Below are 14,237 nucleotides of genomic sequence, written 5' to 3' on the forward strand. Positions count from 1 at the left end.
CACCGGGCCAAGTAGCGATACGCTTGGACGTGGGCCGCCGTACGGCGGGAAATTCAAGAGATGAGAAAAGGTTCCCCTCTGGTGAAGATAGCTGTCATAGCTTTGGGAAAGATCGGTCTGCCGCTGGCTGTCCAGTTCGCATCCAAGGGGCACGAGGTTCTCGGCGTCGACATCAACGCCGACGTGGTGGCGAAGATCAATGCCGGACAGGAGCCGTTTCCGGGCGAGGCACACCTGCAGGAAAAGCTTGCCGAACTGGTTCCTTCAGGCCGGCTGCGGGCCACCACCAGTTATGCCGAAGCGGTACCGGAGGCAGACGCCGTCGTCCTGGTGGTTCCCTTGTTCGTTGACGAGCAGGCCCGCCCTGATTTCGGCTGGATGGATGCCGCGACGGCCGAACTGGCACGGCATTTGCGGCCCGGCACGCTGGTCTCCTACGAAACGACGCTGCCGGTCGGCACCACCCGCACCCGGTGGAAGCCGATGCTGGAGGAAGGATCCGGGCTGAGCGAGGGTACGGATTTCCATCTGGCCTTCTCCCCGGAACGGGTGCTGACCGGCCGGGTGTTTGAGGATCTGCGCAAGTACCCCAAGCTGATCGGTGCCCTGTCCGAAGCCGGTGCCGCCAAGGCTGCCGAGTTCTACGAAGCTGTGCTGGACTTCGACGAGCGTCCGGATCTGGCCCGGCCCAACGGCGTCTGGGATTTGGGCTCCGCCGAGGCATCCGAGCTGGCAAAGCTGGCCGAGACGACGTACCGCGATGTCAACATCGGGCTGGCCAACCAGTTTGCGCGCTACGCGGCCACGGCCGGGATCGACATCTACCAGGTGATTGAGGCCTCGAACTCGCAACCCTACAGTCACATCCACCAGCCCGGCATTGCCGTGGGCGGGCACTGCATCCCGGTGTATCCGCGGTTGTATCTGTGGAATGATCCGGAGGCCACCGTGGTCCGGGCAGCCCGCGAGGCGAATGCCGGCATGCCCGATTACACCATCGGGCTGCTGGAAGGCGCTTTCGGCGACCTGGCCGGTGCGCGCGTCGTCGTACTTGGTGCTGCCTATCGGGGCGGGGTGAAGGAAACGGCGTTCTCCGGTGTGTTCGGTGCGGTGGAGGCGATTACGGCCCGCGGCGGCAAAGCGCTGGTGCACGATCCGCTCTACAACGACGAGGAACTGGCGCAGCTGGGCTTTGCGCCGTACCAATTGGGCGAGTCCGCCGACGCCGCCGTGGTACAGGCCAACCATGCCGAATACCGGGATCTCGGACCGTCGGACCTGCCCGGCATCAGGGTTTTCATCGACGGCCGGCGCGTTAGCTCCGCCGAGCAGTGGCCCGGCGTGACCTACCGTGTGATCGGCAAGGCCTGAGCGGTTGCGCACGGTCAAGATAACGACGGCGGCCGGCACCGCCAGGGAAGGAATCACCTGTGAGCTTCATCGCTGAGACAGCGGACGTCTCGGACCGCGCGCGACTGGGCGACGGAACCAAGGTCTGGCATCTGGCCCAGGTCCGCGAGGACGCCGTGCTGGGGACGGATTGCATCGTGGGCCGGGGCGCCTATATCGGCACAGGCGTCGAAATCGGGGACAACACCAAGATCCAGAACTACGCCCTGGTCTACGAACCGGCGCGGCTGGGCCGTGGTGTCTTCATCGGCCCGGCCGTGGTGCTCACCAATGACACCTACCCCCGCTCGGTGGGCCCGGATGGTTCCCTGAAGAGTGCCGATGACTGGACTCCGGTGGGCGTGACCATCGAAGACGGCGCCTCGATCGGTGCCCGCGCAGTCTGTGTTGCCCCGGTGACCATCGGGCAATGGGCAACCGTCGCCGCCGGCGCCGTGGTGACCAAGGATGTCCCGGCGTTCGCGCTGATGGCCGGCGTTCCGGCCAAGCGGATCGGCTGGGTGGGCCGGGCCGGCCACCCGCTGCGGCAGAACGACGGCGGCGACCCGCTTTCGTGGGTCTGTCCCGAGACCGGGACAACCTACATCGAAGACGGCGGAACGCTGCGGGAAACCGGATCCGCCGGACCGCACGCGGCCCCGGCAAACGAGGAGAACTAATTGAGCAAGGACTTTATTCCGGCTGCCAAGCCGATCGTCGGCGAGGAGGAACGGGTGGCCGTCGACGCGGTGCTGGTTTCGGGCATGCTGGCGCAGGGCGCTGAAGTTGCCTCTTTTGAGCAGGAGTTTTCGTCGGTCCTGCTGGACGGCCGCGCCGCGGTCGCGGTGAACTCCGGTACCTCGGGACTGCACCTGGGGCTGCTGGCGGCCGGCATCGGTCCGGGCGACGAGGTCATCGTGCCGTCCTTCACCTTCGCCGCCACGGCAAACTCCGTTGCGCTGACCGGGGCAACTCCGGTTTTCGCCGATATCGAACCTGACCATTACTGCCTGTCCGCGGCGGCTGCCGAAGCGGTCCTGACCGAGCGGACCAAGGCCATCATGCCCGTCCACCTGTACGGGCATCCGGCCAACATGGATGACCTCGGCGCCCTGGCCAGCTCCCGCGGGCTTGCGTTGTTCGAGGACGCGGCCCAGGCCCACGGCGCCGCCCTGCACGGCAAGAAGGTCGGCACCTTCGGCACGTTTGCCATGTTCAGCCTGTACCCGACGAAGAACATGACTTCAGGCGAAGGCGGGATGGTCTCCACCGCTGACGACGACGTCGCGCGGCGGCTGCGGCTGCTGCGGAACCAGGGCATGGAACGCCAGTACGAGAACGAACTCGTCGGCTTCAACGCCCGAATGACCAATCTGCATGCCGCTATCGGGCGGGTGCAGCTGAGGAAGATAGTCGGCTGGACCGAACGCCGCCAAGCCAACGCCGCGTTCCTGACCGGCAACCTCGACGGAGTGGGCACGCCAGCCGTGGCCGACGGCGCCGAGCATGTCTACCACCAGTACACCGTCCGGGTGCCGGCGGGGGAGCGGGACCGTTTTGCGGTCGCGCTGAAGGAGGAATACAACATCGGTTCCGGCGTGTATTACCCCATTCCGAACCACCGGCTGCCGTCCTTCAACCGTGACGCGGACCTGCCGCACACCGAGCAGGCCTCGCGGGAAGTGCTCTCGCTGCCGGTCCACCCGTCACTGGACGCCGAGGATCTGGACCGCATCGTAACCGCGGTCAACGCCCTGGCCAAGGCAGGTGCGTAGGCGATGGCCAAACTGCGGGCCGGCCTGATCGGGCTGGGCATGATGGGCCGCCACCATGCCCGCGTGCTGGGCGAAACCGACGGGGTTGAACTGGTTGCCGTGGCGGATGCTTATGGGGACCCGCATGGGGTGGCGGCGGACGTGCCGCTCCGGAACACGGTGGAGGAACTCATCGCGCACGGGCTGGACATGGTGGTTTGTGCGGTGCCCACGGGGCTGCATGAAGAAGTCGGACTGGCCCTGGCCGAGGCGGGCATACACACTCTGATCGAGAAGCCGATCGCCTCCACCGTCGACGGTGGTCTGCGCTTGGCTGAGGCCTTCGAGGCCAAGGGCCTGGTCGGCGCCGTGGGACATATCGAACGCTACAACCCTGCCCTGCAGTCGCTGCGTGTGCGGCTGGAAAACGGCGACCTGGGCACCGTCTACCAGATCGCCACCCGCCGGCAGGGGCCGTTTCCTGCGCGGATCGCCGACGTCGGAGTGATCAAGGATCTGGGCACGCACGATATCGATCTGACGGCCTGGCTGGCACAGAGCGACTACCAGTCCGTCAGCGCCCGCGCGACCACCCGGTCCGGACGCGAGCACGAGGACATGGTCGCGGCCACCGGACAGCTAGCCAACGGCATCATTACCAGCCACCTGGTCAACTGGCTTTCGCCCATGAAGGAACGCATCACGGTTGTCACCGGTGAGCGCGGATCCTTCCTCGCCGATACGCTCACCGCTGACCTGACCTTCTACGAAAACGGCACGATCAGCACGCAGTGGGACTCCGTGGCCAACTTCCGCGGCGTCTCCGAAGGCAATGTCACCCGCCTGGCCATCCCCAAACGGGAGCCCCTGAAGTTGGAACACGAAGCCTTCCGCGACGCGGTGCTGGCCGCCCGCGGGGAATCCGCGGCGGCCCCGGAAACGCCGGCCGCGCGGATCGTCAGCATGCGCGAGGGGCTGAACACCCTGCGCGTTGCCGAAGCCATGGTGGACTCCAGCCGCGAGGCCAGGACCATCCGGCTGCAGGACTGACCGGGCGTGCGTATTCTGGTCGCGACGCGGATCTATGCCCCGGAAGCGGGGGCCGCAGCCTACAGGCTTGCTGCTACCGTCCGGGCACTGGTCGAAGGCGGGCATGATGTCACCGTGCTGACCACCCGGACTCCGGAGAATTCCGGCAGCTCCGCCCGCGGTGCTGCTGCGGGTGGCCGTGCGGCGGGTATGCCTGCAGCACGGGAGGCGCGGCTGAAACGCTGGCCGGTTCTGCGCGATAAAACCGGTGCCGTCCGAGGCTACGTGCAGTACGCCAGTTTTGATATCCCGCTGTTTTTCCGCCTGCTGGCAGCACGGAACTTCGACGCCGTGCTGGTGGAGCCCCCTCCGACCACTGGCGTGGTGGTCCGCGTGGCCTCGTGGCTGCGGCGCCGGCCGTACATTTATTTTGCCGCGGATGTCAGTTCGAATGCGGCGGCTGGTATCGGCGTGAATCCGGTGGTCGTCAAGGTGCTGCGCGCCGTGGAGAAATGGGTGCTTTCCGGGGCAGCGGGAGTGCTCAGCGTCTCGTCCGGTGTCAGCGATGCCGTTCATGAACTGACGGACGGCCGTGCCGCCGTGACCGAAGTCGGCACGGGAATCGACACGGATACCTTTGCGCTGCAGGCCACGGACTGGCAGGAAGCGACGGCTGGTCCGGCAACGTTCGTTTACGCGGGCACCATGTCCGAGATCCAGGGTGCCGGCGTTTTCGTGGACGGCTTCCTGAAGATTCTGGACAGCCATCCCGAAGCCCGGCTGTTGATGTACGGGCAGGGCGTGGAGCTTGAAGAGCTCAAACGCAGGGCGGCGCCGGCCGGGAGGCGCATCCGTTTCATGGGTGTGGCCGGCGGTGAGGTGATAGCTGCAGCGATGAGCCAGGCTGCAGCCGGGCTGGCCTCTGTCCGGCCCGCACGGGGCTATGATTTTGCGTTCGCCACCAAGGCCTTCGCGAGCCTGGCCTGCGGCGCACCGGTCATCTACTCCGGCGTAGGCCCGCTGCGCGCGATCGTCGCGGAAAATTCGCTGGGACACAGCGTCGACTGGGACGCAGGCGCCGTGGCAGCTGCCATGAGCGAAGTGTTGGAGCAGCCCGCGGACCAGGGCGAACGCCGCCGGCTGTCGAGCTGGGTAGAGCAGAATTACTCACTGCGCAGCGTCGGGAACCGCGCGGCTGATGCTGTTGCCTCCGTAGCAGGACGGGGCCGGAACTGAACGGGCTTGCCCGGGAAGAAGAATCCTCAGCCCAGTAGGCGGGTCAGCAGGCCGCGGGTGACCGCCTCGTCCTCGGCAGAACTAAGGGCTTGCGCGGCACGATGCACATTCGCCTTGTAGCGTTCCACTTCCTCGGCGGTGAGCGCAGCCAGCGTGCGGGACAGGGATTCCGTGCTGAAGTCCTCGGTTACGGCACCCAGATCATACTGGTGCATCAGCCGGGCGGTTTCGGGGGAGGGGCTGAACACCAGGGCCAGGCGGGCCTGGACAAAGTCGAAGAACTTGTTCGGGAGCATGAGCCTGTGGTTGGTGGTGCGCGGGGGGAGGCTGAAGACGCCGACGTCGTACTTATTCAGCGTGGCCGGCAGCTCGTCGGGTGCGACAGCATCGTGGAAGGTGATGCGGCGGTCTCCTGCCGCCAATTCCTTGAGCTGCTGCCAGTACCGGCCGCCGTCGCGCGCCTTGACCAGGTACAGATCCAAGCTGAAGCGATCGTCCAGAGCCCTGAAGGCTTCGATGGTGCCTTCCAGGTTCCGGCCCGGAATTGCTGCGCCGCTGTGGACCAAGCGGATTTTACCGGCTACCGGCTCCGACGGCTCCAAATCCCGGTACGGGCCGGCGTTGCGGACCACCTCGGTTTCGACGCCGAACTGTTCCGAATACAAGGCCGCGATCGAAGCGTTAACGGCCGTCACCGCCGCCGTACGTGGTAGGTATTTGGCGCAAATTGCCCACATGTAGGGCTTGACGAGCAACCGCCACGGCAGAACATGAGCGCGCTCTTCCGGTGCCCACTCGTGCATGTCGCCCCATACCGGGGTGCCGCCGGCGATCGCATGGGCCAGCGGGAGGGCACGGGCCTCGTTGGCCACGATCAGGTCGAAGGTCCGGCCGCGGACCAGATTGAGCGCCTGTTTGACCGCGGGGGCCGCCAGTTCCACCGATGCGTGTCGGCGGAGTCCCATGCGCAGAACGCCGGAGATGGTCTGCGGGAGGGAAGGCAGGGCGGAATCGATTTCCAAGTGCGTGGCGGAGCCTGGCGGGCGGTTGCCGTAGGAGAGCGTGGTCACCTCGCCGGCCTCCGCGAGCAAGGCCAGCTGGCGCAAGACCCGTGAATCGGCCTCGATGTCGGAGAAGGAGATACAAAGTATCTGTTGGGGCACCGTCATTCCTTACCTCAGTGCTGGGAAGCGGCACGCGTGGGCCCGGTGCCTGCCCGGACCGTATCCGGACCGTGACCAGCCTACCTGCCGCCGGGTCTGCAGCCGGTCCGTGTTGCCGGGCTACTATGGCTGTGACAGACGCGGCCACGGCCGCCCCACCAGCCAACAGCCGGGTCAGGAAGCCACGTGAAGATCGCGATCACCAAGAGCACCTTGCGCGTACCGCCGACGTACTTCGCCACGGCCCACGCCGAGCAGCTCAAGGCCAGCCACGATTTCCACCTCTTTACCCTGGTCGCCGAGATCACCGACAGATCCGTTACCGTGCCCGTGACCGATTTTGTGCCCGGCCAGCTGCTGGGTTTCCGCCGTCGTGAATTGGTCATGCCCGCGTTCATGCCCGCCATGACCCTGGCCATTCGGCGCTTCAAACCGGATCTGATCCACCAGCACTTCGGTACCTGGTCCCAGCCGGCCGTGCAGGCATCCCGGCAGGGCACTCCGCTGGTGACTACCCTGCACGGTTCCGATGTGGTCTCGCTGGGGAACCCGGCCGATACGTTCATGGCCAAGTGGCACCACCGCAATGTGCTGGCCGCCGCTTCCCAGAGCAAGCGGATCCTGGCCGTCAGCAGCTATCTGGCAGGCCGAGCCACGGCGCTCGGACTGGACGCGGACAAGATTGAGGTGCACTACCAGGGCGTCGACACGGCCTACTTTATCCCGGGCAGACATGACAGCGAGGGCGTTCCGGTGGTGCTCTTCGTAGGGACCTTGAACACCCAGAAGGGCATCAGGGATCTGATCGATGCCTCGCTCGCCGTCTGGCGGAAGGCCCATCACCGGCTGGTCGTGATCGGGGACGGACCCTTGCGGGATGCCGTCGAGGAACAAGCGGCCAGCCACCCGCACCTTGATTTTCTCGGCCGGCTGGACCGGGAAGCCATCCGCGGCTGGATGCAGCAGGCGCACATTCTGGTGGCGCCCAGCCAGGAGGCCGGCGGAGCGCGGGAGGCGGCCGGCCTGGTGCTGCTGGAGGCACAGGCCTGCGGAACGCCGGTGCTCGCGTACCGCAGCGGCGGGATTCCGGAAATGCTCGACGACGGCACCACCGGCCTGCTCGCCAGCGAAGCGGACTTCTCCCAGCTCCAGAGCCGGCTGCTGCAGCTGCTTCAGCTCGGCAGCGGCGAGTATCTGGCCATGCGGCGCGCGGCCCGGAATTTCGTCGTCGAACATCGCAGCCTCGCCGGCAGCAGCAAAGAGCTGGACGCCCATTATCGGCAGGTGCGCGAGCTCGGTTGAGCGGCTGCTGAGGCTGCGCGCCGTCCTATGCCTGTTGTGGAATACTAGGCAGGTGAGTCGTTGCTGGGTAGTCGTGCCGATGTATAACGAGGCTACCGTTGTCGGTTCGGTAGTTTCCGGACTGCTCGAAGAATTTCCGTACGTGGTCTGTGTCGATGACGGGAGCTCGGACGGTTCAGCGGCCATCGCACGCTCCGCCGGCGCCGTCGTTGTTGAACATCCGGTCAATTTGGGACAGGGAGCGGCCCTGCAGACGGGGATCGAATTCGCCCTCCAGGACCCGCAGCTGGACGCTATTGTCACCTTCGACGCCGACGGCCAGCACCGGGTTGAGGATGCCGCCGCCATGCTCGCACGGATCCGCTCGGGCGAAGCCGAAGTCGTGCTCGGATCGCGTTTCCTCGAAGGAACTGCCGACGTCTCCCGGCTTAAGCGGCTGGTGCTGCGCACGGCGGCACTGCAGTCCCGTTTCTCCACCGGGCTGCGGCTCACGGACGCGCACAACGGGCTCCGGGCGATCTCTGCTCCGATCGCGGCGAAGATCCAGCTGACGCAGAACCGGATGGCGCACGCCTCCGAACTGATCCAGCAGCTGGCCAACCTGAAACCGGTACTGGTGGAGCACCCGGTAAAGATCGTCTATACGGAATATTCCAAGGCCAAAGGGCAGTCGCTGCTGAACGGCGTCAACATCCTCGCGGATCTCTTCTTCAGGTGAACCAATGATCATAGTTGTCCAAATTGTCCTGGTCCTGGCCGTCATCATCGGCGCGCTGGCCCTGATGCGGGGTGCCGGCAACGCCCGGCACCAGGCCATACGGCGCATTCTCCTGGTACTTTTTGCCGGTGTTGCCGCTTTGTCGGTGTTCTTCCCCGGACTTCTCACGCGCGTGGCCAATCTCCTGGGCATCGGCCGTGGCACAGACCTGGTGCTCTACGGGCTGATTGTGTGCTTCCTGATTTTCATGGCCAGTTCCTATCACCGAACGCGCCAGCTGGAAGCCCGGATCACCAAGCTGGCCCGTCGGATTGCCCTGGACGAGGCGCCGCGTCCGGACGCCGCAGCCGGGGAAGGCCGCGGGAATGACTGACCGGCAGGCCCCGGAGGCCGAGCTGATCATTGCCGTCCACAGTGCGGACCGACCGATTCGCCGTGCAGTGGAATCCGTTCTCGCGGCGGCCGCGCCCGGCCGCGCCCTGGCGACCGTTGTGTGCCACAACATTGAGCCCGCGCCCATCCGCGACATGCTCGTCGGGCTGCCCGCCGAGCAGGTCAGGGTCCTGGCCCTGGCGGACGGAATCCGTTCGCCGGCCGGACCGTTCAACTATGGGCTCGAACACGCAGTGGCCCGATTCGTGGGGATCATGGGCTCCGACGACACGCTCGAAGCCGGAGCCGTGGACGCTTGGCTGGCCGCCGCGGAAGGTGCCGGCGCCGCCGTCGTTATGGCGCCGCTGCGGCTCCAAGGGGGACGGCGGATCCTGACCCCGCGGGCGCGGGTGCTCCGTGGGATGTTGGTGGATCCGGTGCGGGACCGGCTGGCCTACCGAACCGCTCCGCTGGGGCTGTTCCGGCGCGACCTGCTTTCCAAACACGGTCTGGCCCTGACCCCCGAACTGCGGACCGGCGAGGACCTGGAGTTCGGGCTCAAGCTGTGGTTTTCCGGCGAACGGATCGCCTACCCGGCGCAGGGGCCGGCCTACCTGGTTGGGAACGACGCGGTGGAACGGGTGACCGCGGCCGTGCTGCCCTTGGCGGAGCAGTTCCGCGATGTCCGGGCACTGGTAGCAGGAACATGGTTCACCTCGCTGCCCGAGGGGAAGCGCGCTGCGGTCGCGGTCAAAATTCTGCGCGGCCATGTCATCAGTGCCGCGGTACGGCGGGGGCCGGACTTCAGCTGGCCGGCAGCCGACCGACGGGAGCTAAGCCGCGTCATTGAACTGGTGACCGGGTTGGCTCCGGCCGCGCCTAGAGTGCTTAGTGCGCCCGATGAACGGCTGCTGCTGGAACTGCGCGACGCGGTCAGCGCCGAGGCCGTCCAGGGATCATTACGACGGCGGGATGCCGCCACTGCGCTGCGGCGCAGCGTGACGCTGCGCTGGCAGGATAATTTCCGCATCGAGGCGCCCCTGCGCAGCAACCTGAACTCGCTTCTGGCCGCCGGCACCGACACTGTACTTTCCGCCTTGCCGCCGGCTGCCCGGCGGCAACGGTCCAGCCCGCAACGCCGAAAGGATGCTGCATGAACCGCTCTGCCAGCAGTCTGCTGATCCTGTCCCTCTCGCCCCTACGCAACGATCCGCGCGTGCTGAAGCAGATCAACCTGTTCCGGGACAAGTATCGGGTTGTCACCTGCGGCTTCGGCCCCGCACCGGACGGCGTGGCCGGACACTTCGAGCTGGACCGGGTGCTGCCCAGCTGGCCACGGGATCCGAAACGGCTGGCCGCGCGGCGGTACCGCCAGGTGTACTGGAACATCGCCGCCGTTGCGGAGGCCTCGCGAATGCTGCGCGGGCAGCACTTTGACGGTGTCCTGGCCAACGACGCGAACACGGTGCCCCTGGCGCTGAGTCTGGAACCCAAACGCGGCGTGCACGCGGACCTGCATGAATTCGCCCCGAAGGAGCACTTCAACAAGCCGGCGTGGCGGGTCCTGGTGGCCCCCTATGTCCGCTGGCTGTGCCGCACGTACCTGCCAGCGGTGAGTTCCGTGACCACGGTTTCGGAGGGTATTGCCGAGCAGTACCAGAAGGACTTCGGGGTCGACGTCGGTGTGGTCACCAATGCGGCGCCGTACGCCGAGCTGGGACCGCGCCCAACCGGGGAGAAAATCCGCATCATCTACAGTTCGGCCGGACAGCGCTACCGACGGATCGAGGACATCATCGCAGCCATGGACGGGGTGCCTGAGGATCTGGAACTGGACCTCATCGTCATGCCCAACGAGCCGGAGTATGTGGACGAGTTGCGCAGCCAGGCGGAGCCGCTGCCCAATGTCCGGTTCCGTGACCCGGTGCCGTACACCGAACTCGTCAAGACCATCAGCGAGTACGACGTGTCCATCTCGGTCATTCCGCCAACCAACTTCAATCTGGCCCAGGCCCTGCCGAACAAGTTCTTTGAGGCCGTCCAAGCCCGGACGGCCCTCATCATCGGTCCGTCGCCGGCCATGCAGACGCTGCTCGAACGCCACGGCCTCGGCGCGGTGACCGAGGACTTCACCGCGGAAGGCCTGCGTGCGGTGCTGCAATCGTTGACCCGTGAACAGATCGATCAGTGGAAGGCCAACGCGGACAAGGCCGCCGACGAGTTGTCCTCCGAGCACCAGAACCGCGCCTGGGAAAGGGCGATCGCGGCTCTCCTGGAACCGGCGGAGGCCTGATACATGCCGGGTTCAAGGACAGCTCCCCGCGCCACCGCTCCCGGTTCCGGTCTGGAGGCAGAACCGAAGGTCCTGCATCTGTACGATGCGGCCGACGTCGGCCGCACCCTGGTCAAATACGGCAGGAAGGACGGACATCCCTGGCGGCAGTTCAACCGCACGCCGCCCGCGGATTCCGGCGTCCCCGTCGGTGCAGCGGGAAAAAGCAGGCGGTTGCTGGCGGGCCTTTTCTGGCAAGCGGGCCGGGCAGCGAAGATTCTGCGCGCCGATCTGCTCCATGTCCACTCCGGCTCCCGCATAGGCGTAGTGCGCTCCCGGCCGTACAAGCCCTTTGTGCTGCACTTCCACGGCACCGACATCCGCACCCAGTATTATGATCCGGCCCGCAGACCGGCGATCCAGTGGGGCGCCGACCACGCCGCCGCTGTCGTGTACTCCACGCCCGATCTGGCCGAGCACGCCCAGACTGCGCATCCCGGTGCCCGTTACCTGCCGAACCCTGTGGACATGGAGGAACTTCCGGTTTGGGCTCCGGCGGACCGGCCGCGCGTGGTTTTCGCCTCCCGTTGGGATGGTTCCAAAGGAGGCCAAACGCAGCTGGAACTCGCGCGCACACTGCTGGCCGCCGTCGTACCCGGAACGGAAGTTATGGGACTTGACTGGGGCGCCGAGGCAGGCCGGGCTGCCGCTATGGGCGTTCAGCTGGTACCGAAAATGGCCAAACCGGACTACCTGCGCTGGCTGGCGGCTGCGCACGCCGTGGTCGGCCAGAGCGCCGGAATCCTGGCCATGAGCGAGTTGCAGGCCGTAGCCATCGGCGCCCCGGTGGTCATGCAACTCGGCGACGGCTATTACCCCGGTCCGTCTCCGGTGCTGCAGGCCGAAACCGTCGATGGGCTCGCCGCGCAGGTGCTGACCGCGCTCGCAGACCCGCCTGCTGTCTCCCGTGCGCTGAATGGCCGGGGCTGGATCAACACGAACCACTCACCTGAACAATCAGTGGCGCAGCTCGCCGGGGTGTACCGCGAAGTTAGGGCCGGCCGCTAGGCCTCCGAACGCTCGTCGGCCGCCACTTCCTGCGGTGTGAGGCCCGCCAGTGCCGCCTGCTCCGCGAAATCCGGGACCCGGGCGACGACGTCGTCGAAGGTTCCGTAGGCGGCCACCTCGCCGTCGCGCATGAAGAAAACGATATCGGCGTGGCGGATGGTGGCGAGGCGGTGGGCCACGGTGATGACCGTGACGTTGCCGTGGAGTTCGTTGATCGCCTTGGTCACCGCGGCCTCCGTGGCCGTGTCCAGCGCCGAAGTGGCCTCATCCATCACGAGCACCTGCGGGTTGTCGTAGAGCGCCCGGGCGATGCCCAGCCGCTGCCGCTGGCCGCCGGAAAGGGCCATGCCGCGCTCGCCGACCACGGCATCGATGCCGCCGTCGCGGGCCAGCAACGTGTCAAGCAGCTGTGCCCGGCGCAGCGCCGTTTCCACCCGTTCCCGATCAACTTTAGATTCGTCCCAGGCCAGGGCTACGTTCTGGGCAACGGATGCATCGAAGAGGGACACTTCCTGCGGCACATAGCCGATCCGCTTGCGCCAGGAAGTCAGCACGAATTCGAGCCGCTCGCCGCCCACTTCGATGTGGCCCGCGGTCGGCTCCAGCAGCCCGAGCAGAATATCCACCATGGTGGATTTTCCGGCACCGGAAGACCCCACGAAGGCCACATGGCTGCCGGCTGGAATCCGGATGCTGATCCGGTCCAGCGCAGGAGCCTGGGCACCCGGATAGCTGAAAGAGACGTCGTGGAGCACAATATCCGCTGGTGCGTCGGCGAGGTCGTGCTGCGGCCGTTCCTTGCTCTGGCGCGCCATTTCCTCGTCGCCTTCGCGAATGTCTTCGACGACCTGACGGGCAAAGGATGCGCTGGTGTTGACCGAGGACTGCACGGCCTGCATCCGGGTCAGCGAGGGGATCAGGCGGAATCCCGCAATGGCGAACAGCCCGATGGCGCTCACGGCGCCGGCGGGACCGCCGACAAGCAGGCCAACACCGCCGACCAGGGCGAAACCGACCACCAGGGCGGTCTCCAGAACATAGCGGGGAATCTGCGATATCTGGATGGCGCCGGCCCGTGCCAGGGCCGATTTGGTCCGGGTGCCGTGGACCTGTTCCTGCACCTCCGGCCCACGGTCCGCGAGAGTGATTTCCTTCAGCGCACCCAGCGCCTCGTACAGTGTTTTGGCTGTCCGGTTGGACCACTCGCGGTTCTGGCGTCCGATCGCCACCGCCCGGGGCGAAATAACCTTGGCCAGCAGCAGCGCAACCAGGCCCAGATACAGCATGGTGACAATGGCGATCAGCGGCTGGGCAATGAAAAGTACGACGACGACCGCCACCATCGTGCCCAGCTCGCCGAAAAGCGTCATGGCCGGCATCAGCACACCCGAGACCGTGATGCCCACTCCCACGTCAACGGAGCGGACGATTTCAGCCGAGTTGCGGCCCAGCCGTTTCTCCCAGGGCGAGGCGAGATAGGCGGCGAAGAGCCGGTCCCCGATGGCGACCTCGTGGCGGGCGAAGCGTTTAGTGGCGAAACGCAGCAGCATCACCGCGAGGATGCCCTTAAGGACAATCAGCAGGCAGATGAAGATCAGCAGCGGCAGGACCAGGCCCTTTTCCGTGATGTCACCCAGAACCGGCCACACCATCGGCTGCCCGCTGACCAGCCCCGGGAGCAGGGCGGCGACCAGTCCCAGGGCCACGATGTCAAGCAGCGCCAGGGCTGCGGAAGCAGCGGCGTAACCGGTCAGGAATCGGCGGCTGCCTTCGGGCAGCGTTTTCAACAACGGCCCGAGGACCTTCAGAATGCTATTCATACTGGCACTAAGACTAGTTGTTTATCCACAAGGCGCGTCACAGACCTAGCCTGCCGCAAACGTTTCACCTACTCTCGGGAGAGAAAACGTACACCGACGGCGGATCCAGTCTCA

The 14,237-nt window shown here is 66.2% G+C and carries 13 protein-coding genes; 11 read left to right on the forward strand and 2 right to left on the reverse strand.

What is annotated here, in order from left to right:
• Positions 1-81: 81 nt before the first annotated feature.
• The 5 genes from AC5RWO_RS10560 to AC5RWO_RS10580 are packed head-to-tail and all read left to right on the forward strand — an operon-like array spanning position 82 to position 5,408.
• Positions 82-1,371, forward strand: coding sequence for a nucleotide sugar dehydrogenase (locus AC5RWO_RS10560; RefSeq protein WP_498731324.1), 1,290 nt, complete (start codon positions 82-84; stop codon positions 1,369-1,371).
• Positions 1,372-1,430: 59 nt separating this feature from the next.
• The gene (locus AC5RWO_RS10565) at positions 1,431-2,069 is read left to right on the forward strand and encodes an acyltransferase (protein ID WP_498731325.1); all 639 of its coding nucleotides are present in this window, start codon (positions 1,431-1,433) and stop codon (positions 2,067-2,069) included.
• Entirely contained in the window at positions 2,070-3,164 is a 1,095-nt protein-coding gene (locus AC5RWO_RS10570) for a DegT/DnrJ/EryC1/StrS family aminotransferase (protein ID WP_498731326.1), read from the forward strand. It begins immediately after the preceding gene.
• A 3-nt stretch (positions 3,165-3,167) separates the two neighbouring features.
• Positions 3,168-4,193: a Gfo/Idh/MocA family protein gene (locus AC5RWO_RS10575; RefSeq protein ID WP_498731327.1), complete on the forward strand. Its 1,026-nt coding sequence runs from the start codon at positions 3,168-3,170 to the stop codon at positions 4,191-4,193.
• A 6-nt stretch (positions 4,194-4,199) separates the two neighbouring features.
• Entirely contained in the window at positions 4,200-5,408 is a 1,209-nt protein-coding gene (locus AC5RWO_RS10580; RefSeq protein WP_498731328.1) for a glycosyltransferase, read from the forward strand.
• A 26-nt stretch (positions 5,409-5,434) separates the two neighbouring features.
• Here the strand turns inward: AC5RWO_RS10580 and AC5RWO_RS10585 are convergent, their stop codons facing one another.
• A complete protein-coding gene (locus AC5RWO_RS10585) occupies positions 5,435-6,577 on the reverse strand; it encodes a glycosyltransferase (RefSeq protein ID WP_498731329.1) in 1,143 nt (380 codons plus the stop codon).
• 180 nt (positions 6,578-6,757) lie between these two features.
• Here AC5RWO_RS10585 and AC5RWO_RS10590 point away from each other — a divergent pair, with 180 nt between their 5' ends.
• From AC5RWO_RS10590 to AC5RWO_RS10615, 6 genes are all read left to right on the forward strand, one after another.
• Complete coding sequence (locus tag AC5RWO_RS10590) at positions 6,758-7,873, forward strand: glycosyltransferase (RefSeq protein ID WP_498731330.1); 1,116 nt, start codon at positions 6,758-6,760, stop codon at positions 7,871-7,873.
• A gap of 79 nt (positions 7,874-7,952) precedes the next feature.
• Positions 7,953-8,591 (forward strand): glycosyltransferase family 2 protein, encoded by a 639-nt coding sequence (locus AC5RWO_RS10595; protein WP_498731331.1) that lies wholly within the window; start codon positions 7,953-7,955, stop codon positions 8,589-8,591.
• A 4-nt stretch (positions 8,592-8,595) separates the two neighbouring features.
• Positions 8,596-8,964: a DUF2304 domain-containing protein gene (locus AC5RWO_RS10600; RefSeq protein ID WP_498731332.1), complete on the forward strand. Its 369-nt coding sequence runs from the start codon at positions 8,596-8,598 to the stop codon at positions 8,962-8,964.
• Positions 8,957-10,120, forward strand: a complete 1,164-nt coding sequence (locus AC5RWO_RS10605; protein ID WP_498731333.1) for a glycosyltransferase family protein — start codon at positions 8,957-8,959, stop codon at positions 10,118-10,120. The genes AC5RWO_RS10600 and AC5RWO_RS10605 overlap by 8 nt, the downstream gene beginning before the upstream one ends.
• The gene (locus AC5RWO_RS10610; protein ID WP_498731334.1) at positions 10,117-11,256 is read left to right on the forward strand and encodes a glycosyltransferase family 1 protein; all 1,140 of its coding nucleotides are present in this window, start codon (positions 10,117-10,119) and stop codon (positions 11,254-11,256) included. Before AC5RWO_RS10605 ends, AC5RWO_RS10610 begins: the two co-directional genes overlap by 4 nt.
• A gap of 3 nt (positions 11,257-11,259) precedes the next feature.
• Positions 11,260-12,303, forward strand: a complete 1,044-nt coding sequence (locus AC5RWO_RS10615; protein ID WP_498731335.1) for a glycosyltransferase — start codon at positions 11,260-11,262, stop codon at positions 12,301-12,303.
• On the opposite strand, the gene AC5RWO_RS10620 is transcribed toward AC5RWO_RS10615, so the two are convergent.
• Entirely contained in the window at positions 12,300-14,123 is a 1,824-nt protein-coding gene (locus tag AC5RWO_RS10620) for an ABC transporter ATP-binding protein (RefSeq protein ID WP_498731336.1), read from the reverse strand. The genes AC5RWO_RS10615 and AC5RWO_RS10620 overlap by 4 nt on opposite strands.
• Positions 14,124-14,237 lie beyond the last annotated feature (114 nt).

It is taken from the genome of Arthrobacter sp. B055-34 (assembly GCF_059090425.1).